Raw genomic sequence first — 24355 nt, forward strand, 5'->3', positions numbered from 1 at the left:
CTGATCCCATCCCGAACTCAGAAGTGAAACGTTTCATCGCCGATGGTAGTGTGGGGTTTCCCCATGTGAGAGTAGGTCACCGCCAGGCACTTAATTAAAAAGAAACCCCAATCTGCAGAGCAGGTTGGGGTTTTCTTTTTATTGTACTTTATGGGTGAGTTAGCTTACATGGCCGTTGCCGCAGGCGACGCCCCCCATGTGATAGTAGGGTGAAGCGAGCGCTTTAGGTTGCACAGCAACCGAGCGAAGCAGAACGGGATCAAGCTGTGCTTGATCACCGGACCGCGCAGCGGACGCCAGGCACTTAATACAATAAAGAAGGCTCAACCGTTAGGTTGGGCCTTTTTTATTGCCTGAAATTCCTCAACGAGAGCTACCTCACATGGCCGTTGCCGCAGGCGACGCCCCCATGTGATAGTAGGGTGAGAACCCACGTTTAAAGCGCGCAGCGCTTTGTGGGTTCGAACGGGATCAAGCAGTGCTTGATCACCGGCCTGCGAAGCAGTGGGTGTCCCCGTCCTTTTAATCGGGTGTAACGGAGCCGCTGACCTTAAGCTCGGAGCGAGCGCTTTAGGTTGCACAGCAACCGAGCGAAGCTGAACGGGATCAAGCAGTGCTTGATCACCGGCCTGCGAAGCAGTGGGTGTCCCCGTCCTTTTAATCGGGTGTAACGGAGCCGCTGACCTTAAGCTCGGAGCGAGCGCTTTAGGTTGCACAGCAACCGAGCGAAGCTGAACGGGATCAAGCTGTGCTTGATCACCGGACCGCGCAGCGGACGCCAGGCACTTAATTAAAAAGAAACCCCAATCTGCAGAGCAGGTTGGGGTTTTCTTTGTATTGTACTTTATGGGTGAGCTACCTCACATGGCCTTTGCCGCAGGCGACGCATTAAAGGGCAAGCAGCTTGCCATCCTTAGACAATATAGCTACCCGAGGAGTCTAAACGTGGGGCGGTTAGTGGAAAAGCTTTAGGCTATAGCGCATAATTCATTCACATCATCGGATGTGTATTCACATCTCATTACCGTTTCACTAGAGGGGAAGCGCTTGTTAGGAGTTATATTAGCGGCTGGGGTAGGCTCTCGCCTTCGACCCATGACCAATTTAAAACCGAAGTGCTTGGTTAGTTGTGCTGGAAAGCCAATTTTGGATTACCAGTTAGATGCTTATCGCGTTGCGGGAATAAAGCGCGTGATCATTGTGGTTGGCTATGAAGGGCAGGCTATCCGCGAACACGTTAAGCATATCAAAGATCTGTCGATCGAGATCGTAGCGAACGACGATTACGAGATTACCAACAATATGTACTCGCTTTATCTCGTTAAGCGTTTTATCAATGGTGAAGCGTTTGTTCTGAATAATGCAGATCTCGCTGTTGATGATAACGTTGTTAAGGCATTGCTAGAGGACCCTCGTGACAACCTCATTGCGGTGGACGTTGGCCGTTACGACGAAGAGTCGATGAAGGTAACCTGCCTTGATGACGGACGAATCTCGGATATCTCTAAGCAAATTGGTCCAGAGAAAGCGGTTGGCTGCTCAATTGATTTTTATAAGTTTAGCGACAACGCCAGTTCAACGCTCTTTGCGGAGATTGATCGAGTTGTTGAAGTTGAAGAGAATCTCAAAGACTGGACTGAGGTAGCTATGCAGCGCCTGTTCCAGGCACAAGGCTTGGCCGCCGAGGTGTGTGATGTCTCTGCTTTAGATTGGGTGGAAATCGATAACTACGAAGACCTTCAACGTGCAGACAGCTTATTTTCACAGCGAACCCGCTCTATTGCAGATTATGAGGCCTATGTCTTCGACTTAGATGGCACGCTCTATGTGGGCAGTGAAACCGTAGAGGATGGTGACCTTGCTGTCCAGCGTCTTCGCGATGCGGGTAAGTCCGTCTACTTTATGTCCAATAACAGTTCAAAGGCCGTGATCGATTACCAAAATCGCCTTGCGACCATGGGGATTAACGCTGACGAGAGCGAGATAATTCTATCTTCACAGCTGGTTATTCAAGAGTTACTAGCGAGGTCAGTTGAGAAGGTTTTTGTGCTCGGTACGGTAAGCTTGAAGAAAGCCGTACTTGATGCTGGTATTGAAATCTGCACCAACGATCCTGAATATGTGGTGGTGGGTTATGACACCGAACTGGCCTACTCTAAACTTATTGACGCTTGTCGACTCATCAATCGCGGCGTAGATTATGTTTGCACTCACCCTGACGTCTTTTGTCCTTCAGAGCACGGTCCGATCCCAGATATTGGAGCGCTGACTGTAATGTTGCAAGCAACCACTGGGAAGGCGCCTACTGAGGTGTTCGGGAAGCCAAATACCGTTATGGTTGCTAATCTTGTAGACAAGTACGGTGCCGACCAGATTCTGATGATTGGCGACCGACTTCACACGGATATTGCTATGGCTGAAGCCGCGGGTTTAGGCTCACTGCTGGTGCTTACGGGCGAGGCGTCACGCGAGGATCTTGAAGACTCCTCAGTTAAACCTAACTATGTAGAGCCGTCTGTTCGCGCGATTCTTGCCTAGTGATGAGTGATAGTTGTCGGGGATCGCTACAATTGGTTTCATTGTTGATGGCTTGGTTGTTTGATTCCATCGGCGCAGCTAAAGGAAGGTACTTTTGAATATTATTTGTATGAAATGGGGTGATAAGTTTCCCCCGCACTACGTGAATCGCCTTTATGCCATGGTTCGTCGAAATCTCACTGGGGATTTTCGCTTCGTTTGTTTCACTGAAAACGGCACGGGTATTCGTGATGAAGTTGAAGTGCAGCCGTTGCCGGAGTTGGATTTACCATCGGGCCTCCCTGAGCGTGGTTGGCGCAAGCTTACGGTCTTCGCGCCTGGTTTCGGCGGTTTAGAAGGTCCTACCTTGTTCCTAGACTTAGATGTTGTGATCGTTGACTCAATTGATCCATTCTTCGATATCGAAGGCGAGTTCTTCATTGCTCACGATAAGAAGAACCCAGCTAAGATGGAGGGTAATTCTTCCATCTTTCGATTTATTCCTGGTTCGTACCCAGAGATTTTGCAAAACTTCGTTGATAATTTTGAGCAGGTTCGAGGTGAAGTGCGCCATGAGCAGGCTTACCTATCTCGTGAGATGCATCGAGCTGGTAAAATGCAGTTTTGGCCAGATGAATGGGTGCCAAGTTTTAAGTACAAATGTTTGCCGCGGTTTCCGATGAATTTCTTTGTTGATCCTTTCATTCCGGACGATGCGAAAATTTTGATCTTTCACGGTCTGCCAAATCCACCTGAAGCGGTAGAGGGCAAAAGTGGTAAGTGGTATCGACACTTCAAGCCTGCAAGATGGATTGAAGATTATTGGTGCGAATAGCACTGCATCCGTTGGGGTGTAAAAAAAGGGAACCCTCGGGTTCCCTTTTTGTTGTTAAGTGTCGAATCTCGGCAGCGTCATTACACTAAATAGCTACGCCTTCGGGGTATTTAGCTCTCCTAAACGCGCGGCAATGTCTTCTGCTGACGTTGCCGGGTTGATGTCGTCATCGATAAACGCAATGTTGCCATCGATATCGATGTAGATCGTTACTCTTGAGGCAACTCCTATTACAGGAATCAAAACGTCCATCGCCTCGGCGACAGTCTTGTCCTCGTCTGAAAGAATGGGGAACTTGGCGTCATTCTCTTCAGCAAAACGGGTGTTATCCTCAAGCGGGTCAACACTGGCCATAAAGTACGCGGCATCGTACTCTTCAATTAAATGGCCGTTCATTGCTAGTGACTTGCACTCAACCGTGCAACCGCTTGTGAAAGCTTTGGGGTACCACGCAATAACTACGGCTTGTTTGCCGATGAAATCTTGGGAGTTGTAGGTGTTGCCGTCACTAGCAGGTAGTTCGAAGGCTGGGGCTTGGTCACCAACTTCGAGCGCAAACGCGTTAAGGCTAATTAATGCCGTTAAGGCAGCAGCGAAAAATTTCATAGTGAATCCTCTTATCAGTAGTCGACAAGGCGTCTGAATACGCCTTAGCTCTTAGTTGAAGTCAGTTACGACACGTGCATCCAGTTGGATCAAATTTACTCAAGGTTTCTTCAGTTTTTTAGCATGCTTGCGATCAGGGTAGGTGTTGGTACAGATTTCACACACTCGCCCGTCGCAACCTCTCGCCGTGCAATAGTCACGCCCCCAAAAAATGATCTGAAGATGAAGCTTATTCCATGCTGATTCTGGAAAGAGTCGTTTAAGATCTCTCTCTGTCTGTTCCACGGATTTCCCGGATGTTAGGCCCCATCGCTGAGCGAGACGATGGATGTGAGTATCAACGGGAAAGGCTGGATGGCCAAACGCTTGTGCCATGACAACACCAGCGGTCTTATGACCTACCCCAGGCAGTGCTTCTAGGTCCTTAAAATTATCGGGTACTTGGCCATTATGTTTCGCTACCAGGATTTGCGATAACCCTTGAATGGCCTTCGCCTTTTGTGGCGACAATCCACAAGGTCGGATGATGGCTTGGATATCTGCGACTGATTGCTTTGCCATATCGAACGGGTTATCGGCAAGTTGCCAGAGCGCAGGTGTTACTGTGTTAACGCGCGCATCCGTGCATTGTGCAGAAAGCAGAACGGCCACTAACAGCGAGTAGCTGTCAAAGTGATCAAGCGGCACAGGTGGTTCAGGATAGGTCTGCATGAGTTTATCGAAGATATAGTCAACGCGCTCAGCTTTGTTCATGATGAAGCTCCATAAATGCAACAATCCGATCTGCCGCTTCGGCGCACTCAGCAAATTCGGCAACCAGAGCTATTCGAACATAACCGTATCCAGGGTTAACGCCATGGGACTCTCTTGCGAGAAAGCTTCCGGGTAGCACGGTAATACCTGTGGTGCGAAAGAGCTCACGAGCAAAACTTTGATCGTCGCCGTTTACATTTAACCAGATGTAGAAGCTGGCATCTGGCCGTTGGATGTCAAAGAAGGGCGACAGGCGCTCGACAAACATGCCATATTTTTTGTCGTAGGCGGTACGATTAACTTCAACGTGTTGCTCATCATTCCAAGCAGCCACGGAGGCATGCTGAGTAGGTAGGCTCATCGCACAACCATGATATGTTCGATAGGTTGTGTAGGGTTTGATTATTGTGGCGTCACCGGCAATAAAGCCTGAGCGCAGCCCAGGTAAGTTAGAGCGTTTACTTAAGGAATGAATTGCCAAGCAGCGAGAGAAATCCGTTCTACCAAGTTCTGCACAGGCTTGTAGGAGTCCCGCCGGCGCAGGAGAATTGGATGGATAGAGTTCTGAATAGCATTCGTCTGAAGCGATAATAAAGTCATGTTGATCGGCTAAAGCGATAAGCCCTTTAAGCGTATCAACGCTTAAACATTCACCGGTAGGATTTCCCGGGGTGCAAAGTATGAGTAACTGAGTGTTCTGCCATGTCTCGGAGTCTACCGCTTGAAAGTCGGGCTGACCGTGAGTGTCCTTGGAGATGTTAAGGAATACAGGTTGAGCACCAGCAAGCAGCGCAGCACCCTCGTAAATTTGATAGAACGGATTGGGCATCGCCACCTGAGGTTTGTCCTGATGACGATCTACAATGGCTTGAATAAGTGAAAAGATACCTTCTCGAGTGCCGTTGCAGGGGATGACTTCCGTACTTGAATCAACCTTGGCATTAAAGCGGTTGAGCAACCAGCTGGAGATGGCGCCTCGGAGTTCGGGTGTGCCTAGTGTGCTGGGATAGCGGGTAATTTCACTCATTGAGTTAATCAGCGCTTCCGTGGCAATAGTAGGTGCCGCGTGTTTGGGCTCGCCAATGGAGAGAAATATCTCGGGTGTCATCATTGGCGCGATGTCTTTTTTAAGGGCGCGTAGTCGTTCAAACGGGTACGGCTGTAAAGTTTCTAAATACGGGTTCATAGCATTACTCGTGGAGCTCATCAATGGAGGTTTCGATGTCATCGATGAGGCTATTTATGTCATCTTCATTTGAAATGGGTACACCTTCTGCAGTGGTTAAATGAAAGGTGTCCTCTACCTTTTCGCCCATGGTAAGGGTCCGAGCGAAGTGGAGGTTAATATCATGGCGGTTAAGTACCGTTGCAAGTCGGGCTAGAAGGCCGGGTGTGTCCGACGTGACGACGTGCAAGACTGAGTAACGCTCACTAGGTTCGGTACTAATAGATGCTTTGGTCTTGCGATGGAAGTACTGATCTAAACGACTAGTTTTGCTGCTAGGTGAATCGGCAACAACATTAATGTAGGTGAGATCATGAGTGATCACCTCAATAATTCTCGCCACCTTCGCTGCATCGTGTGCCACGGTTTCTTTGTTATTATCGAGGACAATGAACGTGTCCGCGGTAAAGCCATCATCGAGTGAGTGGATTCGCGCGTCATAGACGCTCAGATTCAGCCGGTAAAGTGCTTTGGTGATGGCGGCGAACACTCTTGGGTGGTCAACGGTTCGAACGAAAATCTGCGTGGCCGAAATAGCCTGAGAATCTCGGGTGTCCTTGACCGATACGAGCGGTTCATCTGAATTGTGATCCAGTGTAAGGCGTGTGTGCCACGCTACGTCGGCAGTATTTTCGCGAAGAAAATAATCATCATGGTAAGCGCTCCAAAGTTGCTCAACGTCTTCAATGCGATAACCATCTTTTTTGAGGATGGCTAACGCCCCAGCCTTTGTGTCCGCAATCCACATGATGGCGTTGGTAGGGTTCTCAGCTCCGCGCGCTAGTGCAGCACTTGTTTGGTGGTACAACTGACGAAGCAACAGTGCTTTCCAGCTATTCCAGAGCTCTGGGTTGGTGGCATTGATATCGGCAACAGTGAGACAGAATAAATAGTCGAGGTAGGTCTGATCGCCCACTTTTTCTGCAAAACGGTTAATCACGTCAGGATCGGAAAGATCTTGTTTTTGCGAGACGCCACTCATCAATAGATGTTTATCAATTAGCCAACTAACTAGGTTGGTGTCCCAGGCGCCAAGGTGGTGACGCTCGCAAAAATTTCTCGCATCGATAGCGCCAAGCTGAGCATGATTTCCGCCTCGCCCTTTGGCTATGTCATGAAACAGCCCCGCAATAAAGAGAAGTTCTGGTTTGGGTAGTTTGCGGGCAACCCGAGTCGCAACCGGGAAGTCATCACTGCGAAGCCCCTGATGGAACATACGCAGGTGTTTTACCAAGATGAGTGTATGCGCATCAACCGTATAGCGATGAAAGAGGTCGTGCTGCATTAGCCCAGTAATCTTATCCCATTCGGGTAAGTAGGCGCCAAGGACTCCGTACTCAGACATCCATTTCAGTATGCGGCTTAAATTATAAGGGCTGCGCATAATCTCCATGAATAATGAGGTATTGCGAAGGTCGGCACGATAACGCCGATCAATGAGGTGGAGGTGAGCTCGAAGTTGTCGGATAGTTGATGCTCTAATGCCCTTGATGTCTGGATCGTCTCCCATGAGATCGAAGATCTCTAACATGGCCGAGGGGTAGCGCGCGAATATAGTGGTATTGCTAGTTTGAATGTAGCCATCGACGGTGTTGAAGCGTCGGTTTATCGTCTTGGGCGCGCTGTCCGGAGATTCACCCAAAATGGATTCGCGCAAGTACTGCAATAACACTTCGTTGAGTTGAGAGAGTGTTGCCACCCAGCGATAATAACGACGCATAAATTGCTCTACGCCAAGCGCTTTCGGGTTGTCGGAGTAGCCAAAAATATCGGCAAGCTGTCGTTGGGCATCTACCTGAAGGCGTTCCTCGGGGCGCTTACTGAGCATGTGAATGCCGTAGCGAACTCGCCAGAGGAATGTTTCACCATTGCGAAGGAGTGAAAATTCGGTATCGGTCAAAAAACCCATTTTATGCAGTGAAGGAAGATCGCCTGCGCCAAAGCTTCGCTTGGCCACCCAGGCGATAGTTTGGATATCTCTCAATCCCCCAGGAGCTGTTTTAACGTTCGGCTCTAGGTTGTACTCGGTATTATTATTTCGTTCATGGCGAATCTCTTGCTCTTCAATCTTTGCATTGAAGTAGTCCTGAGCGTTCCACATTTCTTCGGTGCGAGTTTGACCGACTAATGCCTCAAGTAACTCACCGTTTCCCGCAAGACCCCGAGACTCGATAATGTTGGTCATTACGGTGAGGTCTTTGCGCGCTAGCGCAATGGCTTGCTCTACCGATCGAACGGCGTGTCCGATCTTAAGACCTAGATCCCAAAGAGCCGTCACATAGGCGCTAAGCTGATCGTCGATCTCAGGGTTTGTATCGCCAACCAGAATTAGGATGTCTAGATCCGATTGTGGATGAAGTTCTCCGCGTCCGTATCCCCCGACAGCGATGAGTTCGAGTTCGGCGGTGGTTGGAATAAAGCGATTCCAAAGGTGAGTCAAAAGGTAGTCAAAAAAGTCGCTTCGTTCGGCCACTAAGCTGCGAATACTCTCTCCCTCTACAAATCGATGATCAAGCTCGTTATTGGCTGTTTGAATTGCCTGTTTGTAGCAACTAATTATGGGGGTTGTTACGAATGACTGTTCGAATTCATTGGTATCGAAGAATTCAGGTGCAGGAGCATTGGCTGGCATAGTGAGTCCATTTAAGCGAGCAGGGCGTCCATCATGGACGCCTGCGAATCGGAAGTTAGAACGGGAGGATTTCGTCGCTTCGCTTGGTTAAAACGTCTACACCCGTAGCGGTCACGGCAATGGTGTGTTCCCACTGAGCAGAAAGGCGTCCGTCTTTCGTTTCAACGGTCCAACCATCGCGTTTTAGTTTAGTGTGGCGTTTCCCCTGGTTGATCATAGGTTCAATAGTGAAGACCATACCCTCTTTGAGTTCGAGGCCCGTATCGGGGCGACCATAGTGAAGTACCTGCGGCTCTTCATGGAATACCTTTCCAATCCCGTGACCGCAATACTCTCTGACAACGCTATAGTAGTTTGCTTCAGCATGCTGTTGGATCACGTGGCCAATATCACCGAGCTTCGCGCCCGGCTTAACCAGTTCAATACCTTTGTACATACACTCTTGGGTGATCTCAACCAGACGCTTGGCATGGGGGCTAACTTTGCCCACAAAAAACATTTTACTGGTGTCGCCGTGCCACCCGTTTTCGATCACCGTGACGTCAATATTGATGATGTCACCTTCTTTAAGTTTGCGACTCGCGCTAGGGATGCCATGACAAACTACGTGGTTAATAGAAGTGCAGATTGATTTGGGGAAACCGTTGTAATTCAAACAGGCGGGAATAGCCTTTTGTTTGTTAACAATATAATCGTGGCAGATTTGGTCAATCTCGCCAGTGGTCATGCCGGGCTTGACGTAGTCGCCAATCACGACGAGCACCTCTGCGGCCATTTGACACGCAACGCGCATCTCTTCAATTTCGGCGGGTGATTTTAAGCTAATGCTCATAGTGGCTTAAGGCTCCTCAAGCGACAGATTGAATGGATTGTGAATCTTGGCGAGTAGTTTACTGACTTTTAGTTAAAATTTCAGCTTTCATTGGCGTTAAAATAACTTTTATGGTATAAAACGCGCGCTTGAGCTTATTGGCTTGGGCATAAACTTTAAATTTAACTCTCACATACATCGGCACGATTACTTGGGTGCCCCTATTTACGGGGTTGGTAATTGGGATGTGTGGAGGCATAACCCGATAAGGATTATTATCATGGCAAACGTATTAATGCGTGATCTGCTTAAAGCAGGCGCACACTTCGGTCACCAAACTCGTTACTGGAACCCTAAGATGGGTAAATACATCTTTGGCGCACGTAACAAGATTCATATCATTAACCTTGAGCACACTGTTCCTGCTTTCAATGAAGCACTTGATCTTGTTAAGAAGCTAGCTTCTAACAACAACAAAGTTCTTTTTGTTGGTACTAAGCGCGCTGCGGGTAAGATTATGGCTGAAGAAGCAACTCGCGCAGGCCAGCCGCACGTTACTCACCGTTGGTTGGGTGGCATGCTTACTAACTACAAAACAATCCGTGCTTCGATCCGCAAGCTACGTGAGCTAGAAGCTCAGTCAGCAGACGGTACGTTCGAAAAGCTAACCAAGAAAGAAGCGCTAATGCGCACTCGTCAAATGGCTAAGCTTGAGAACTCAATCGGTGGTATCAAGGACATGGGCGGTCTACCTGACGCGCTATTCGTAATTGACGTTGATCATGAGCGTATCGCAATCCAGGAAGCTAACAAGCTAGGCATCCCAGTAATCGGTATCGTTGATACTAACAGCAACCCAGACGGCGTTGACTACATCATCCCTGCAAACGATGATGCAATCCGCGCAATCAAGTTGTACTCAGTTGCAGTAGCTGATGCAGTACTTGAAGGTAAGGCTGGTGAAGTTGTAGCAAAGGATGAGTTCGTTGAAGTAGAAGGCGAACAGGCTGCTAAATAAGCAGTTTTGGTAGAACTACCCATCTTTGAAAGGGGCTATTAACTAGCCCCTTTTTGGAATCTTAGTGTTACAGGATTGATTAGAGGAATTTAGAATGGCTATTTCAGCGTCAATGGTTAAAGAACTTCGCGATCGTACCGGTCTTGGCATGATGGAGTGCAAAAAAGCACTTAAAGAAGCCGGCGGTGATGTCGAGAAGGCAATTGAAGATCTACGTAAAGCGTCAGGTCTTAAGGCAGCTAAGAAAGCAGGTCGTACAGCGGCTGAAGGTCTTTTGGCTGTTCGTGGTTCAGCATCGGTTGCAACCATGGTAGAAGTTAACTCAGAAACTGACTTTGTTGCGCGTGATGACGGCTTCAAGGGCTTCGTTAGTGACGTTTGTGTTGCAGCGGAAGCGCAGGGTTCTGATGATGTTGCAGCATTGCTTGCTAACGGTATCGAAGCTCAACGTGAAGCGCTTGTGCAGAAGATTGGTGAAAACATCTCTGTTCGTCGTATCGCTCGTTTAGAAGCGCCTGTTACAGGTTTCTACTTGCACTCAACAGGTCGTATCGGTGTTCTTGTTGGTCTTGAGGGTGGCTCTGAAGAGTTAGCTCGTGACGTAGCAATGCACATTGCAGCGGTTAACCCGCGTGTTGCAAAGCCAGAAGATATGCCTGAAGATGTTGTTGAAGCTGAAAAAGGCATTATCAAGGCACAGCCTGATATGGAAGGTAAGCCAGCAGAAATCGTTGAGAAGATGATGGTTGGTCGTATCCGTAAGTTCTTGGCTGAAAACAGCTTGGTAGAGCAGGCGTTCGTTAAGAACCCTGAGCTAACAGTTGGTAAGCTTCTTAAAGAAGCGGGTGCTGATATTACTGGCTTCATTCGTTTCGAAGTGGGTGAAGGCATCGAAAAAGAAGAAACTGACTTCGCAGCAGAAGTGGCGGCTCAGGTTCAGGGTAGCAAGTAATTGTTGCTTTGACGCAAACGGCGAACCTCGGTTCGCCGTTTTTGTATATACTATGTTTATGTCGAGATTCTTGGGAGAGTTATGGGTGTGACTGAAAAGAAGGCAAAAGATCGTAAGTACAAGCGAATTCTATTGAAGCTTAGCGGCGAAGAGCTAATGGGTGACGGAGACTTCGGTATCGACCCAAAAGTACTTGATAAGATGGCGCTTGAAATAGGTCAGCTTGTTGGTATTGGTGTTCAGGTAGGTCTTGTTATCGGTGGCGGAAACCTATTTCGTGGTAAAGCGCTGAGCGAAGCTGGACTCGATCGCGTTGCTGGTGACCATATGGGTATGCTGGCTACGGTAATGAATGCATTAGCGATGCGTGACGCACTTGAGCGAGCGAATATCTCCAGCCGTGTTATGTCGGCCATTCCAATGAGCGGTATTGTTGATCATTACGACCGTCGTCAAGCTGTTCGCTGTCTTGCGAATAACGAAGTTTTGATTTTTGCGGCGGGTACTGGCAATCCATTCTTTACTACGGACTCTGCTGCATCGCTCCGCGGTATTGAAATTGAAGCGGATATCGTGCTGAAAGCAACTAAGGTAGATGGTGTCTACACGGCTGATCCGATGAAGGATCCGGCTGCGGTAATGTATGACCGCCTTAGCTACGATGAAGTGCTTGATAAGAAGCTGGGTGTTATGGATTTAACGTCAATATGCCTAGTACGTGATCACGGAATGCCTGTTCGCGTCTTTAGAATGTCAAAAGCAGGTGCGCTATTAAATATCGTTGTTGGCGATAATGAAGGCACCTTGATAGAGGAATAAAACACGATGATGAATGAAATTCAGTCTGACGCGAAGGCGCGGATGGAGAAAAGTTTGGTCGCGCTAACGAGTGCATTTAGTAAAATTCGTACTGGTCGTGCACACCCTGCCATTCTTGATACCGTTTTTGTTGATTACTACGGTACGCCAACCCCTTTGAAGCAAGTTGCTAATATTGGCGTTGAAGATGCTCGTACGCTAACGGTTTCTCCTTGGGAGAAGCCGATGACGCCAGTTATTGAAAAAGCAATCATGGCTTCGGATTTGGGCTTGAATCCTGCAACGTCTGGTACCTTGATTCGCGTGCCAATGCCAATGCTAACCGAAGAGACTCGAAAGCAATACACCAAGCAGGCGAGAGCTGAGGCGGAAACGGCTCGAGTTTCGGTTCGTAACGCGCGCCGCGATGCCAATGCCGACTTCAAAGATTTGCTTAAGGAAAAGGAAATTTCTGAAGATGAATTGCGTCGTGGTGAAGATCAGATTCAGAAATTGACGGATCAGTACGTTGCCAAGATCGCAGAGATGCTTGAGGTGAAAGAACGAGATTTGATGGAAATTTAATCAGTCTTTGCTTTTCGATGCCGGATTCAGTCCACTGAGTCCGGCATTTCTTTTTTTAACGGGCAAAATTTTGTTATAGTCGATGGGTTATTTTGACTGTTATACCGAGGTTGTCTAACTTTGAGTGGAAATTCTATCCCTCAGCATGTTGCTATCATCATGGATGGTAATAATCGCTGGGCAAAGGCGCGAAAAAAGTTTGGCATCGCTGGCCATCAAGAGGGCGTGGAACGCGTTCGTGAAATCCTAGAGGCGGCTATTGCCTCGGGCGTAAAAGTCTTAACGCTCTACGCGTTTTCTAGCGAGAACTGGCAGCGTCCCGCAGCGGAAGTCAAAGGGCTGATGGCGCTGCTCCAGCGTTACCTTGAAAAGGAAGCTAAGCTGCTGGCGAAAAAGAATGTTCGGCTGCATTTGATAGGCTCTAGAGAGCGATTCTCTAAGAAGTTGAACGCGGTGATGGATGAAGCTGAGCGCGTAACGGAGAATGGCGAATACCAATTGAATATCGCCGTGGATTACGGCGGTCGTTGGGATATCGTGGAGGCGGCGAAAAAGCTAGCTCAAGACGTTAAAGCCGGCAGGCTTGAAGTGGACGAAATTAACGAGGCGTTATTTACGCAGGCATGCCAATTGAGTGATGTGCCGGAGCCTGATTTATTGATTAGAACGGGCGGTGAACAACGGATAAGTAACTACTTAATCTGGCAATGCGCCTATACTGAATTTTATTTTACGCCCGAACTGTGGCCTGACTTTACAGGCGAGAGCCTTGAGAAGGCGCTGGTGGATTACGCGGGGCGGCAACGTCGCTTTGGTATGACATCGGAACAGATAGCGGCGCAAGGGTCTTAATATGCTTAAGCAGCGAGTTATAACCGCAGTGGTTATTGCAGCTTTATTTATCGCAGGCGTTGTTTACTCTAACCCTCTGCAAGGAACGCTTTTTTTGGCCGTAGTTTGGCTACTTGGTGCTTGGGAGTGGGCTCAGTTAGCAGCCATCGCTAACCGCTGGGTCAAGGCTGTCTTCGTTGGTTTCGTAGCGCTGGTGATGGTGGCGCTTCACTGGTTGACCTTCGACGGTTTGACTAGTTTTGATATCGAAGTTGTGCGCACCGTCTTTATTGGCGCTAGCCTTGTTTGGGGGGTGCTATTTCTCTGGATACAGGGTTATCCATCGTCGGCGACTATTTGGCGCCATCCAGTGGTCGTCCTAACGCTCGGCATACTAGTATTAGTGCCAGCTTGGTACGCCATGGTGTTGCTCAAGCTTGAACAGAACTATGCCGTTATTCTGATTGCAGTGCTCTTGATGGCGGTGGGCAATGACACGGGTGCCTTCGCCGTGGGTAAAACCATCGGTAAGCACAAATTGGCAAAAGAGGTGAGTCCCAAGAAAACCTGGGAGGGCTTCTTTGGTGGTGTGGTGCTGGGGTCTATTGTTGGTGTGCTAATTGGTTACCTGTTGGGCTTATCTGCATCAGAGTGGAAGGGGTGGATCTTAGCAACACTCGCCGCAATAGTCGGTTCGGTCATTGGTGACCTCGCTGAGAGCATGTTCAAGCGGCAGGCAGGTGTGAAGGATTCGGGTGTACTGCTTCCTGGTCACGGCGGGTTCTTGGATCGATTGGACTCTCTGTCTGCGGCATTTCCGCTGTTCGCGCTTGTTTACTTCTTTGAGTTCTACTGATGCCACTTCAGCAAGTTACCGTTCTTGGTTCTACCGGGTCGATTGGGCAGAACACACTCGATGTTATTGCTCAACACCCTAATCGCTACCAGGTTTTTGCTCTGGTAGCAGGGGCTAATTGGCAGCAGATGTTGCTCGATGCGCAACGTTTTAGCCCCGAAGTGATCGTGATGGCGGACGCGACCGCCGCCGATCACCTGCGCCGCGAACTGTCAGGAAGCAATATTGACGTGCAATCAGGGCTTCAAGCCATGATTGACGTTAGTGAGACATCTTCTGTTGATATCGTCATGGCTGCCATCGTTGGTGCGGCAGGCTTGCCTGCTTCGTTAGCGGCTGCGAAAGCCGGTAAGAAAGTCCTGCTGGCTAACAAAGAATCGTTGGTGGTTGCGGGTGACTTATTTATGCGAACCGTCCGGGAGAGCGGAGCTACGTTGTTACCCATTGATAGCGAGCATAATGCCATCTTTCAATGTTTGGAAGGCGGTAAATTTGACCGTGAACAGGGCGGCGTTTCGCGCATTCTACTCACCGGATCAGGTGGTCCATTTCGCACTACTGACTTGTCTGAATTCGGGGCTATTACACCAGAGCGCGCGATAGCCCATCCAAATTGGAGTATGGGGCCCAAGATCTCAGTTGATTCCGCGACCATGATGAACAAAGGTTTGGAGTTGATCGAAGCATGTTGGTTATTCGGTGTTACACCTGCCGACATCGATGTGGTGCTGCATCCGCAAAGTATTATCCACTCCATGGTGAGTTATCTCGATGGTTCGGTTATTGCGCAAATGGGTAATCCAGATATGCGTACCCCAATTGCTTATGGTTTGGCTTACCCTGAGCGAATTGCCAGTGGTGTTAAAACACTGGATTTCACCCAAGTTGCTCGTTTAGATTTCGATGTCCCCGATCGCCAGCGCTATCCTTGCCTTTGGCTTGCGCGCGAAGCGTTTGCGGCCGGTGGAGCCAGTCCAGCGGTTCTTAATGCGGCCAATGAAGTCGCCGTCGCCGCATTTTTAGCGGGCGAGATTGCTTTTTGTGATATCGCTCTAGTCTGTGAAAGAACGCTAGAGGCGAAGTTCTCTGACGCAATTGACAGTCTAGATGAAATCCTCACTATAGATCGTGCTGCCCGTGAAGTGGCGCATTCGTTGATTAATCAGGGGTTGTGATGGTGGAATTGATACAGACGATTTTAATTGCGCTGCTAACTCTTGGAATTTTGGTTTCCATTCACGAGTTTGGCCATTTTTGGGTGGCCCGTCGCTGTGGCGTTAAGGTGCTGAAATTCTCAATCGGTTTTGGTCCTGACTTGCTTCGCTATACCGCAAAAGATGGTGTTGTGTATTCGCTTTCCGCATTGCCGCTCGGCGGCTACGTCCGAATGGCCGGTGAGCATGACGATGAGTCACGAGATTCTGAACCGCACGAAATGTTTGATGCCAAAACTGTTTGGCAGCGTATAGCTATAGTGGGTGCTGGGCCGGCCATTAATCTATTGCTCGCGGTGATTGTATTCTTTGGGCTATCGCTTCGCGGTGAGGTGGGGCTAGCTCCCGTTATTGGGTCCTACGAACCTGCGACACCGGCGGCAAGTCGAGACTTGAGTGCCGGCCAAGAAATTTATGCCGTGGATGGTGAAGAGACCTCAACGTGGCGTGACGTTTCGCTTGCCCTGTTGGATAGGGTAGGAGAAAGCGGCTTAGTAACGTTTACCGTTGGTTACCCTGAATCAACTTTGACTTACGATGTCAGTGTGCCGATTGAGGGTTTTCTGTCTGAGGGTGAGGTCAGTGATCCTATCGAGGAGCTTGGGATTAAACCTTGGTTGCCACCTTTGAAATTGGAAGTCAGTTCGGTGCAAGCCGAGAGCCCTGCCGAGATTGCCGGCCTGCTGGCCGGTGATGTGATTGAAACGACGGATAGCGAATCGTTCGAACGATTTAGCCAGTGGTCGGATTATATTCAAGCACATGCTGATCAAGAGGTAATGCTTGGCCTAGTGCGCAACGGCGAAGCATTAAATCTGATAATTATTCCTAAAGAAAGTGAACTAAATAATGAACGTCGAGTGCTTCTCGGTGTCTCACTAATGCAGCAATCATGGCCTGAGGAAATGGTTCGTCGTTATCACTATTCAATTCCTGAGGCACTAGTGAATGGTGTTGATCGGACCGTTGAGACTTCGATTTTTATCGTTAAGTCGATTGCAAAGATGATAACAGGTGATATTTCCACCAAAAACTTGAGTGGGCCGATAACGATTGCTAAAGTGGCATCCGATTCGGCGGCAAACGGTATTGTGAGTTGGCTTAGCTTGCTAGCCTTACTTAGTGTAAGTCTAGGTGTGTTGAACCTTCTTCCAATTCCGGTTCTCGATGGTGGGCACTTACTGTTTTATTTCATTGAGGCTGTTAAGGGTTCACCAGTAAACGAGCGCGTGCAACAGTATGGCATGCAGGCAGGGATGGCCTTGGTACTTTTGGTTACGTTACTAGCAATATATAACGATATTTTACGTCTCTAAAACCGACAAAAAATAACAAGAATTAAGCGCCAATCACAGCGCGCGAGAGAATTAACTTACAAGGTCATTATGAAACGATTTGCCAGAAATTTATTAGCGGTGGCGCTGTTACCTTCAGCTGCCATGGCGGCTGAATTCCGCGTCTCTGATATTCGACTAGAAGGCCTGCAGCGACTATCTGCTGGTACTGTTTTCGCCTCGTTACCCATCAATATTGGTGACACCATTGATCCGTCCGCGCTTCGTCTTGCCGCCAGAAGTCTATTTGCAAGTGGCTATTATGATGATGTTCGCTTTGAGGAAGATAATGGCGTACTCGTTGTGCACGTTGTTGAGCGTCCAGCCATTGATTCGATTGAGATCGAAGGCGAGAAGGCAATTGCAGAAGAGGATCTGCTTGCGGGTCTATCGGATTCCGGGCTTGCCGAAGGGCAGATCTTCAAGCGTTCTGTGTTAGACGGAATTACTCAGGAGTTGGAGCGCCAATACATTTCCCAGGGGCGATACAACGCAACAGTTGAAGCTGAGATCGTTGAGCTACCGCGTAACCGGGTACAAATCAATATTGATATTGATGAAGGAAGCGCCGCTTCGGTCCGCCACATTAACTTGGTGGGTAACACGCTCTTCTCGGACGAAGTCTTAATGGAAGACTTTGAGATGAAGGAATCCGACTGGTTGTCTTGGATGGGTAGTGAAGATAAGTATTCACGTGAAAAGCTAGCGGGTGATATCGAACGACTACGCAGTTACTACCTTGACCGAGGGTATCTCGACTTCCAAATTGATTCCACTCAAGTCACCATCTCTGATGACAACGAGTCTATTTTCGTGACCCTGAATATGACCGAAGGGGAACAGTATCAGATTGGCGAAACCAATATCTTAGGTGAGTTGGTGATTAACGAGTCTGAATTATCTCGATTAGTGCTTATTCAGCCAGGAATGACCTTCTCGCAAATTTTGATGACCACCTCCGCTGAATATATGACTCAGCGTTTAAGCAATGAGGGTTATACCTTTGCTGAAGTGAATGGTGTTCCGGAAGTGAACGAAGATGGTAAGGTGGATATTACCTTTTACGTTCAACCTGGTGAACGGACGTATGTTCGAAGGGTTGAGTTCCGCGGCAACACCAAGACTGCCGATGACGTACTTCGTCGTGAAATGCGTCAAATGGAAGGCTCTACCGCGTCGAATATTGCCATTGATCAAGGTAAGGTTCGTTTAGAACGACTTGGTTATTTCAAGGGCGTTGAAGTGGCGACCACTGAAGTTGCCGGAACCGAAGACCAGGTAGACGTGACCTATACGGTGGAAGAGCAACCCTCTGGCAACGTGGGTGGTAGCGTTGGCTATTCGGATGGTTACGGCTTGATTTTCCAGGCTAATCTTCAGCAGAACAACTTCCTGGGAACTGGTAATGCGTTCGGTATTAACCTGAGTTCTTCAAAGTATTATAAAAGTGCCAGTATCAACTATACCGATCCGTATTTTACGCCGGATGGTGTGAGTCGTGGTTTCAATATTTTCTACAGCCAACGTGATTACGGTAGTAGTGGTTTTACGCCGTTTGGTGTTGATAAGTATGGTGCCGGTGTCACCTTAGGTTGGCCGATATCTGAGATTGAGCGTATCTCGCTTGGATTGACCTATAACCACTCTTTAATTACGCCAGGGTTTAGTCCAGCGCAGCAGATCAAATCTACTCCGGGCGACATTAATGAGAGTGGATATCAATATTGGGCTGAACAGTCGGACCTTTTAAATGATGGTGGGGCATTCGTTGATGACCCAAATAGTCCAATTTTAGATCCTGACGGAAATCCAGTTTTGGATGAGGATGGCAACCCAACTTTCGATCAGATCTATCAGGATGATCCAAATGACTGTTACGACTTGGGTACTAGCTCTATTACCGGTTCCAATTTTATCTATTACTCTTGTGCGTTAAATGATATCAGCACCGTTGCCGATAGTCAGCTCACCAATAATCCGCCAGGATTTATTGATGAATATGGCGATGAGTACGATGACTTTACCTTGCGTGTTACCTGGATGCAGTCAACCCTGAACCGAGGTATTCTTGCTAACCGTGGTTACCGTCAAAGTTTAGTATTCTCATCAACCACACCTAATTCAGATCTGACTTACTATAAAGTCAACTACGAAGGACAAATCTTTCAGCCGTTGACAAGTTTCTTAACCCTTCGTCTGCATACCCGCCTTGGTTACGGAAATGGCTACGGAGAGCTTGATGAATTGCCATTCTTTGAGAACTTTTATGCTGGTGGTCTCGGCTCTGTTCGAGGTTATAACCGGAACGTACTGGGGCCTCGAACTTCGTCTGCCGAGTACTACTCCGGGCAACAAGTTATTAACTCGAATGGCTTTGGTACGGGTACGCTCGTGAACGCTAACGGCCAACTTGTGACTCAGTTATCGGGTACAAGTCAGCGCACCAATGCGTTTGGTGGTAACTTCTTAGTAACAGCTGGTGCAGAGTTCATTTTCCCTACGCCGTTCGTAAAAGATCAGCGCAGTGTTCAGTCGTCGTTCTTTATTGATACCGGTAACGTTTTTAGTACCAGTTGTGAGAATGGTGAGTTAAACTGTTACGACTTCGATGTGAGTAAACTCAGCGGTTCTTATGGTTTGAGCTTGACGTGGATATCGGGCTTCGGACCGTTAACCTTTAGTTACGCGCTGCCATTTAACTATGATAAGTCCCTTGAAGAATCGGGCTACGACTTCATCGAACGCTTTCAGTTCTCGATGGGACAGGCGTTTTAAAATAATATAAACAATAACGAATTTTTTTGTAATTTTGATATTTGGAGAGTTACCGTGCGTTTTTTAACTAAATTAGCAGCCTCTATGTTGGCCCTTGTATTATCAACATCCGCTCTGGCTCAGGGTAAAGTTGCCGTCGTTGATTTGAACGCAGCAATCATGGAGACAGATGTCGCTAAGATGCGTATTCAGGAGCTTCAGGCGCAGGCAGATGTACAAGACGTGATTACGCAGGCTGAAACATTGATGGCTGATATTCGCACACTACAGGAAGAGGCTCAGGCCAATTCGGTAACGTGGAGTGCTGAGCGCCTGCAGGAGCAACAAGCTGCAATTCAAAGCAAGAGCGTGGACTTTCAGGCTGCGCAGACTAAGCTTAACGATGCGCAAAATCGCGTTGTCGGCGCTTTAATGCAGGAGCTTCGCCCGCGCGCAGGCCAAGCGGTTCAGGATTTAATCCAGTCAGAAGGTATTGGTTTGCTGTTAGACAAATCAGCCGTCTACCCAGTAGGTCGTCAGCAAGGCGCTCCAATTGTTCTTTACGTTGATACTTCGTTTGATTTGACGCCTCGCGTGACAGAAAAACTTAACCAAGGTTAAGAGGTAATAGAGCTTGGAATATAGCTTAATAGAACTTGCCGCCATAGTTGGCGGCTTCGTACAGGGTGACGAACGTTACCCAGTCAAGGGGCTGGCTACTCTTCAGAGTGCTGGCCCTTCTCATCTCTCCTTTCTTGCTAATTCAAAATACGCAGCTCAATTGGATGACACACGAGCCGGTGCGGTGATTCTCGCTCATTCAGCAGCGAAAAGTTTTTCTGGTAATGCGCTTGTGGTGGACGACGCCTATGTTGCCTTTGCTCAGCTCACTCATGTATTCGAGAAGAAATACACCACGAATCTGGGAGTTCACTCGTCAGCAGTCATCGCGCAGAGTGCTAAGATTGCAGCGTCGGCGGTGGTAGGCCCAAATGTTGTTGTGGGTGAGAACGTAGTGGTGGGTGAGCGCACTCATCTTGGCGCTAACGTTGTTATTGGCGATGATACATTCTTGGGTGATGAGTGCGAGATCAAACCCAATGTAGTGATCTACCACGGAGTAAGCTTAGGGCACCGTGTGCGAGTTCACAGTGGAGCGGTTATAGGTTCGGACGGATTCGGTTTCGCGCCTACACCTCAGGGCTGGTTTAGAATTTGTCAGCTTGGCGGGGTTACGATTGGTAACGATGTTGATATCGGTGCCAATACAACCATTGACCGTGGGGCATTGGATGATACCGAAATTGCCGATGGCGTGATCATTGATAACTTAGTGCAAATTGCGCATAACGTTAAAATTGGGCGCTATACTGCCATTGCGGGAACGGCAGGCGTTGCTGGTAGCACGGTTATTGGCGAGCGATGCACCTTGGCAGGTGGAGTGGGCATAGTTGGGCATATTGAAATTGCCGATAATGTGCATATCACTGGGATGACCATGGTCACTAAGTCTATCACTGAGGCGGGCTCGTTTTCCTCGGGAACGCCCATGATGCCAACTTCAGAGTGGCGGAAAAATGCGGTTCGATTTAGTCAGCTTAAAGACTTAGCGCGAATCGTAAAGAAGCTTGATAGCAACAGGAGAGATTGATAAATGGATATTCGCGAAATCCAGGAGTATTTGCCTCATCGTTACCCGTTTCTATTGATTGACCGGGTGATTAGTGTCACGCCGATGGAGTCAATCCATGCTATTAAAAATATCTCAATTAACGAACCGCAGTTTAACGGCCACTTTCCCCACGCGCCCATCTTTCCAGGTGTGCTGATGGTGGAAGCCTTGGCGCAAGCGGCGGGGATTCTGGGTTTTAAGTCGGCGGGAAAGAAGGCCACAGATGGTTCGCTCTATCTCTTCGCTGGGGCGGATAACGTTCGCTTTAAAAAACCAGTGGTTCCTGGAGATCAGCTACACTTACACGCCAAGTATGTGACGCATAAGCGCGGTATTTGGAAGTTTGAATGTGAAGCCAAGGTTGATGGGCAAGTTGTAGCCCGCGCAAGTATTACTAGTGCAGAACGAACATTGTAGTCAACGTAATTTATTGAATTAGAAGGTTTGATTGTGACGCAAAATATTCATCCCACTGCAATTATCGATCCCAGCGCCACTATCGCCGCGGACGTAGAGATTGGCCCCTATGCCATTATTGGTCCACAGGTGACCATCGGCAAAGGCTCTCGGATTGAATCGCATGCGGTGGTTAAAGGGCCGAGTATTATCGGTGAAAATTGTCACATCTTTCAGTTTGCCACCGTGGGTGAAGCAACGCCTGATTTGAAATATCAAGGTGAAGAAACTTGGTTGAAAATGGGCGATCGCAATGTAGTTCGTGAGGGCGCTACGATTCATCGCGGTACGGTTCAAGATTTGGGTGAAACTCGGATTGGTTCTGACAACCTCATTATGGCCTATGCCCACGTTGGCCACGATTGCGTGATTGGCGATCATTGTATCTTAGTGAACAACTCGTCTTTAGCGGGGCATGTTTGGGTGGGTGACTGGGCTATCTTGGGTGGCTACACCCTCGTCCATCAGCGAGTTAAGATCGGCGCGCATGCATTCACCGGCTTCGGGACTGGGGTTAGCATGGATGTGCCGGCCTTCGTTACCGCATCGGGGCACCGAGCGGAGCCAAAAGGAATCAATTCTGAAGGTCTCAAGCGCAGAGGCTATACCGCCGAGCAGATCGCGAATATCACTAAAGCCTATAAGCTACTCTATCGACGTAAACTTAAGCTTGACGAGGCCTTGGTGCAGATTAGGGCGATTGACCCGAACTGTGAGGAGCTAGGGTTGTTTATCAGCTCAATCGCAGACTCTACACGAGGGATCATGCGCTAATGGGACAGCGAGTAGCCATCGTTTGTGGCGAAATGAGCGGAGACATATTGGGCGCGGATTTAATCCGCGCTCTTCGTATCTATTGGCCAGAAGCAACCTTCGAAGGTGTCGGTGGGCCAAAAATGATTGCGGCCGGTTTCAAGTCGCATTTCCATATGGACCGCTTAGCGGTGATGGGCTTAGTTGAGCCACTCAAAAGATTGCCTGAGTTGCTGCGAATGCGAAAATCGCTGATTAAACGGTATCGCGAGGACCCTCCCACGGTATTCATCGGTATCGACTCGCCAGACTTCACCACCAATATTGAGTTAGCCCTGCGAACAGCGGGGATTAAGACAGTTCACTATGTGAGCCCGTCGGTATGGGCTTGGCGCAAGGGTCGAATTCACAAAATTAAACGAGCCGATGACCTGATGTTGACGTTGTTGCCGTTTGAGGCTGATTTTTATCGTCAGCACAAGGTGCCGGTCGAATTCGTGGGACATCCGTTGGCAGATCAAATCATACCCAAATCAGCGGCTGAGGCGCGAACTGAATTGGACTTGCCGTTAGACGCTGAAGTGCTGACCTTGATGCCGGGGAGCCGGGGTAGTGAAGTGGCGCTAATGAGTCGAGATTACCTTGATGCCGCCGCGGTTTTAGTTGAGCAAGGTGTAATAGATTCCATTGTGATTCCCGCTGCGAATGATGCACGCTACACTGAGCTGGTTGCTATTCTGGCAGAGTATGATGGTTTGCCCGTTAAGTTGATTCGCGGTCAATCCCAATTGGCGATGTCTGCGTCATCGGTGGTGCTGTTAACTTCGGGCACCACAGCCTTGGAGGCGATGCTGTTAAACCGGCCAATGGTGGTGGCGTATCGCACCAGCGCGGTGAGCTTTTTCATATTGTCAAAGCTCGTTGATACGCCATTCATTGCACTTCCCAACCTTATAGCTGGCGAAGCGCTGGTGCCTGAAGTGATTCAATCGGAAGTGACCGTTGAGAGACTAGTTACTGAAGTAGTCAATCAGTTACAAAATAGTGAGCAACTAGCTCGTTTCTCCGAACTGACGCAATTACTGCAGCAGGGTGGCAGTGCCAAAGCAGCGAAGGCGATTGTATCGTTATGCAGTCCTTAGATCTGTTCGCCCCAGCGTCAAATCGGGAGCTCGTTGCGGGCGTTGACGAAGTGGGGAGGGGGCCGTTAGTTGGGGATGTTGTCACCGCGGCGGTCATTCTTGATCCTGAGCAACCTATAGCAGGATTGGCCGACTCCAAGAAGTTGAGTGAAGCAAAGCGTGAAGCTTTGTACGACGAAATTGTAGCAAAGAGCCTCTGTTTCGCCGTGGGAAGATGTTCCGTTGAAGAGATTGATTCGTTGAATATTCTGCACGCCACTATGCTCGCAATGCATCGAGCCGTAGAGGCTTTGAGTATTCAACCAAGCTTCGTTAAAGTGGATGGAAACCGAGTGCCGAAATGGCCCTACCCAAGTGAAGCCATTATTAAGGGTGATACCAAAGTTGCGGAGATAAGCGCTGCGTCTATTTTGGCAAAGGTTACCCGCGACCGTGAAGTGGCAGAATACGATAAGCGCTATCCGGGTTATGACTTTGCAAAGCACAAAGGCTATCCAACCGCAGCGCACTTAGAAGCGTTAGAGAGACTTGGGGCAACACCATTACATAGAACGAGCTTCGCGCCAGTAAAGCGAGCGTTAGAAGCAGCTAATAAAAATAAATAAGGTAGT

General features: G+C 48.7%; 22 protein-coding genes and 1 rRNA gene. 18 read left to right on the plus strand and 5 right to left on the minus strand.

Annotated features, from left to right (window positions below):
* The 3 genes from rrf to DFR27_RS09900 all read left to right on the plus strand — a co-directional run.
* Window positions 1–88 (plus strand): 5S ribosomal RNA (gene rrf, locus DFR27_RS09890); the annotation flags it as partial.
* 917 nt (window positions 89–1005) lie between these two features.
* Window positions 1006–2538: an HAD-IIA family hydrolase gene (locus DFR27_RS09895; RefSeq protein WP_281269024.1), complete on the plus strand. Its 1533-nt coding sequence runs from the start codon at window positions 1006–1008 to the stop codon at window positions 2536–2538.
* Between the two features lie 94 nt (window positions 2539–2632).
* Entirely contained in the window at window positions 2633–3352 is a 720-nt protein-coding gene (locus tag DFR27_RS09900) for a glycosyltransferase (protein ID WP_211327618.1), read from the plus strand.
* A 93-nt stretch (window positions 3353–3445) separates the two neighbouring features.
* On the opposite strand, the gene DFR27_RS09905 is transcribed toward DFR27_RS09900, so the two are convergent.
* The 5 genes from DFR27_RS09905 to map all read right to left on the minus strand — a co-directional run bounded on the left by DFR27_RS09905 (window position 3446) and on the right by map (window position 9400).
* The gene (locus DFR27_RS09905) at window positions 3446–3958 is read right to left on the minus strand and encodes a peroxiredoxin (RefSeq protein WP_121877320.1); all 513 of its coding nucleotides are present in this window, start codon (window positions 3956–3958) and stop codon (window positions 3446–3448) included.
* Window positions 3959–4057: 99 nt separating this feature from the next.
* Entirely contained in the window at window positions 4058–4711 is a 654-nt protein-coding gene (gene nth, locus DFR27_RS09910) for an endonuclease III (RefSeq protein WP_121877321.1), read from the minus strand.
* Window positions 4698–5897, minus strand: coding sequence for a succinyldiaminopimelate transaminase (dapC, locus tag DFR27_RS09915; RefSeq protein WP_121877601.1), 1200 nt, complete (start codon window positions 5895–5897; stop codon window positions 4698–4700). The genes nth and dapC overlap by 14 nt, the downstream gene beginning before the upstream one ends.
* A 4-nt stretch (window positions 5898–5901) precedes the next feature.
* Window positions 5902–8568 (minus strand): [protein-PII] uridylyltransferase, encoded by a 2667-nt coding sequence (glnD, locus tag DFR27_RS09920; protein WP_121877322.1) that lies wholly within the window; start codon window positions 8566–8568, stop codon window positions 5902–5904.
* Between the two features lie 55 nt (window positions 8569–8623).
* Complete coding sequence (gene map / locus DFR27_RS09925) at window positions 8624–9400, minus strand: type I methionyl aminopeptidase (protein ID WP_121877323.1); 777 nt, start codon at window positions 9398–9400, stop codon at window positions 8624–8626.
* A gap of 259 nt (window positions 9401–9659) precedes the next feature.
* On the opposite strand from map, the gene rpsB reads away from it, so the two are divergent.
* The 15 genes from rpsB to rnhB all read left to right on the plus strand — a co-directional run bounded on the left by rpsB (window position 9660) and on the right by rnhB (window position 24349).
* Window positions 9660–10397, plus strand: coding sequence for a 30S ribosomal protein S2 (gene rpsB / locus DFR27_RS09930; RefSeq protein WP_121877324.1), 738 nt, complete (start codon window positions 9660–9662; stop codon window positions 10395–10397).
* A 94-nt stretch (window positions 10398–10491) separates the two neighbouring features.
* Window positions 10492–11349, plus strand: coding sequence for a translation elongation factor Ts (gene tsf / locus DFR27_RS09935; RefSeq protein WP_121877325.1), 858 nt, complete (start codon window positions 10492–10494; stop codon window positions 11347–11349).
* Window positions 11350–11430: 81 nt separating this feature from the next.
* On the plus strand, window positions 11431–12168 hold the full coding sequence (gene pyrH / locus DFR27_RS09940) for a UMP kinase (protein ID WP_121877326.1): 738 nt from the start codon (window positions 11431–11433) through the stop codon (window positions 12166–12168).
* Window positions 12169–12174: 6 nt separating this feature from the next.
* On the plus strand, window positions 12175–12732 hold the full coding sequence (gene frr, locus DFR27_RS09945) for a ribosome recycling factor (RefSeq protein WP_121877327.1): 558 nt from the start codon (window positions 12175–12177) through the stop codon (window positions 12730–12732).
* Window positions 12733–12852: 120 nt separating this feature from the next.
* On the plus strand, window positions 12853–13584 hold the full coding sequence (gene uppS, locus DFR27_RS09950) for a polyprenyl diphosphate synthase (protein WP_121877328.1): 732 nt from the start codon (window positions 12853–12855) through the stop codon (window positions 13582–13584).
* A 1-nt stretch (window position 13585) separates the two neighbouring features.
* The gene (locus DFR27_RS09955) at window positions 13586–14419 is read left to right on the plus strand and encodes a phosphatidate cytidylyltransferase (RefSeq protein WP_121877329.1); all 834 of its coding nucleotides are present in this window, start codon (window positions 13586–13588) and stop codon (window positions 14417–14419) included.
* Window positions 14419–15594 carry a 1-deoxy-D-xylulose-5-phosphate reductoisomerase gene (gene ispC / locus DFR27_RS09960; RefSeq protein WP_121877330.1) on the plus strand — a complete coding sequence of 392 codons (1176 nt, stop codon included), beginning with the start codon at window positions 14419–14421 and terminating at the stop codon, window positions 15592–15594. The genes DFR27_RS09955 and ispC overlap by 1 nt, the downstream gene beginning before the upstream one ends.
* On the plus strand, window positions 15594–16949 hold the full coding sequence (gene rseP / locus DFR27_RS09965; RefSeq protein WP_121877331.1) for an RIP metalloprotease RseP: 1356 nt from the start codon (window positions 15594–15596) through the stop codon (window positions 16947–16949). Before ispC ends, rseP begins: the two co-directional genes overlap by 1 nt.
* Before the next feature lie 69 nt (window positions 16950–17018).
* Entirely contained in the window at window positions 17019–19742 is a 2724-nt protein-coding gene (gene bamA, locus DFR27_RS09970; protein WP_121877332.1) for an outer membrane protein assembly factor BamA, read from the plus strand.
* A gap of 54 nt (window positions 19743–19796) precedes the next feature.
* Window positions 19797–20342, plus strand: coding sequence for an OmpH/Skp family outer membrane protein (locus DFR27_RS09975; protein WP_121877333.1), 546 nt, complete (start codon window positions 19797–19799; stop codon window positions 20340–20342).
* Between the two features lie 13 nt (window positions 20343–20355).
* The gene (lpxD, locus tag DFR27_RS09980; protein WP_121877334.1) at window positions 20356–21372 is read left to right on the plus strand and encodes a UDP-3-O-(3-hydroxymyristoyl)glucosamine N-acyltransferase; all 1017 of its coding nucleotides are present in this window, start codon (window positions 20356–20358) and stop codon (window positions 21370–21372) included.
* Window positions 21373–21375: 3 nt separating this feature from the next.
* Window positions 21376–21810: a 3-hydroxyacyl-ACP dehydratase FabZ gene (gene fabZ / locus DFR27_RS09985; protein WP_121877335.1), complete on the plus strand. Its 435-nt coding sequence runs from the start codon at window positions 21376–21378 to the stop codon at window positions 21808–21810.
* Window positions 21811–21843: 33 nt separating this feature from the next.
* Window positions 21844–22623: an acyl-ACP--UDP-N-acetylglucosamine O-acyltransferase gene (lpxA, locus tag DFR27_RS09990; RefSeq protein WP_425452022.1), complete on the plus strand. Its 780-nt coding sequence runs from the start codon at window positions 21844–21846 to the stop codon at window positions 22621–22623.
* Entirely contained in the window at window positions 22623–23744 is a 1122-nt protein-coding gene (gene lpxB / locus DFR27_RS09995) for a lipid-A-disaccharide synthase (protein WP_121877337.1), read from the plus strand. The genes lpxA and lpxB overlap by 1 nt, the downstream gene beginning before the upstream one ends.
* A complete protein-coding gene (rnhB, locus tag DFR27_RS10000) occupies window positions 23732–24349 on the plus strand; it encodes a ribonuclease HII (protein ID WP_121877338.1) in 618 nt (205 codons plus the stop codon). The genes lpxB and rnhB overlap by 13 nt, the downstream gene beginning before the upstream one ends.
* The last annotated feature ends 6 nt before the right edge of the window (window positions 24350–24355 follow it).

The organism is Umboniibacter marinipuniceus, from assembly GCF_003688415.1.
Classification (GTDB): Bacteria; Pseudomonadota; Gammaproteobacteria; order Pseudomonadales; family DSM-25080; genus Umboniibacter; species Umboniibacter marinipuniceus.

What these genes read in the sequence shown, in the direction of transcription:
- DFR27_RS09905 (WP_121877320.1), bottom strand. Translation starts at nt 3,958, where the DNA reads ATGAAATTTTTCGCTGCTGCCTTAACGGCATTAATTAGCCTTAACGCG.
- nth (WP_121877321.1), bottom strand. Translation starts at nt 4,711, where the DNA reads ATGAACAAAGCTGAGCGCGTTGACTATATCTTCGATAAACTCATGCAG.
- dapC (WP_121877601.1), bottom strand. Translation starts at nt 5,897, where the DNA reads ATGAACCCGTATTTAGAAACTTTACAGCCGTACCCGTTTGAACGACTA.
- glnD (WP_121877322.1), bottom strand. Translation starts at nt 8,568, where the DNA reads ATGCCAGCCAATGCTCCTGCACCTGAATTCTTCGATACCAATGAATTC.
- map (WP_121877323.1), bottom strand. Translation starts at nt 9,400, where the DNA reads ATGAGCATTAGCTTAAAATCACCCGCCGAAATTGAAGAGATGCGCGTT.
- rpsB (WP_121877324.1), top strand. Translation starts at nt 9,660, where the DNA reads ATGGCAAACGTATTAATGCGTGATCTGCTTAAAGCAGGCGCACACTTC.
- tsf (WP_121877325.1), top strand. Translation starts at nt 10,492, where the DNA reads ATGGCTATTTCAGCGTCAATGGTTAAAGAACTTCGCGATCGTACCGGT.
- pyrH (WP_121877326.1), top strand. Translation starts at nt 11,431, where the DNA reads ATGGGTGTGACTGAAAAGAAGGCAAAAGATCGTAAGTACAAGCGAATT.
- frr (WP_121877327.1), top strand. Translation starts at nt 12,175, where the DNA reads ATGATGAATGAAATTCAGTCTGACGCGAAGGCGCGGATGGAGAAAAGT.
- DFR27_RS09955 (WP_121877329.1), top strand. Translation starts at nt 13,586, where the DNA reads ATGCTTAAGCAGCGAGTTATAACCGCAGTGGTTATTGCAGCTTTATTT.
- ispC (WP_121877330.1), top strand. Translation starts at nt 14,419, where the DNA reads ATGCCACTTCAGCAAGTTACCGTTCTTGGTTCTACCGGGTCGATTGGG.
- rseP (WP_121877331.1), top strand. Translation starts at nt 15,594, where the DNA reads ATGGTGGAATTGATACAGACGATTTTAATTGCGCTGCTAACTCTTGGA.
- bamA (WP_121877332.1), top strand. Translation starts at nt 17,019, where the DNA reads ATGAAACGATTTGCCAGAAATTTATTAGCGGTGGCGCTGTTACCTTCA.
- fabZ (WP_121877335.1), top strand. Translation starts at nt 21,376, where the DNA reads ATGGATATTCGCGAAATCCAGGAGTATTTGCCTCATCGTTACCCGTTT.
- lpxB (WP_121877337.1), top strand. Translation starts at nt 22,623, where the DNA reads ATGGGACAGCGAGTAGCCATCGTTTGTGGCGAAATGAGCGGAGACATA.
- rnhB (WP_121877338.1), top strand. Translation starts at nt 23,732, where the DNA reads ATGCAGTCCTTAGATCTGTTCGCCCCAGCGTCAAATCGGGAGCTCGTT.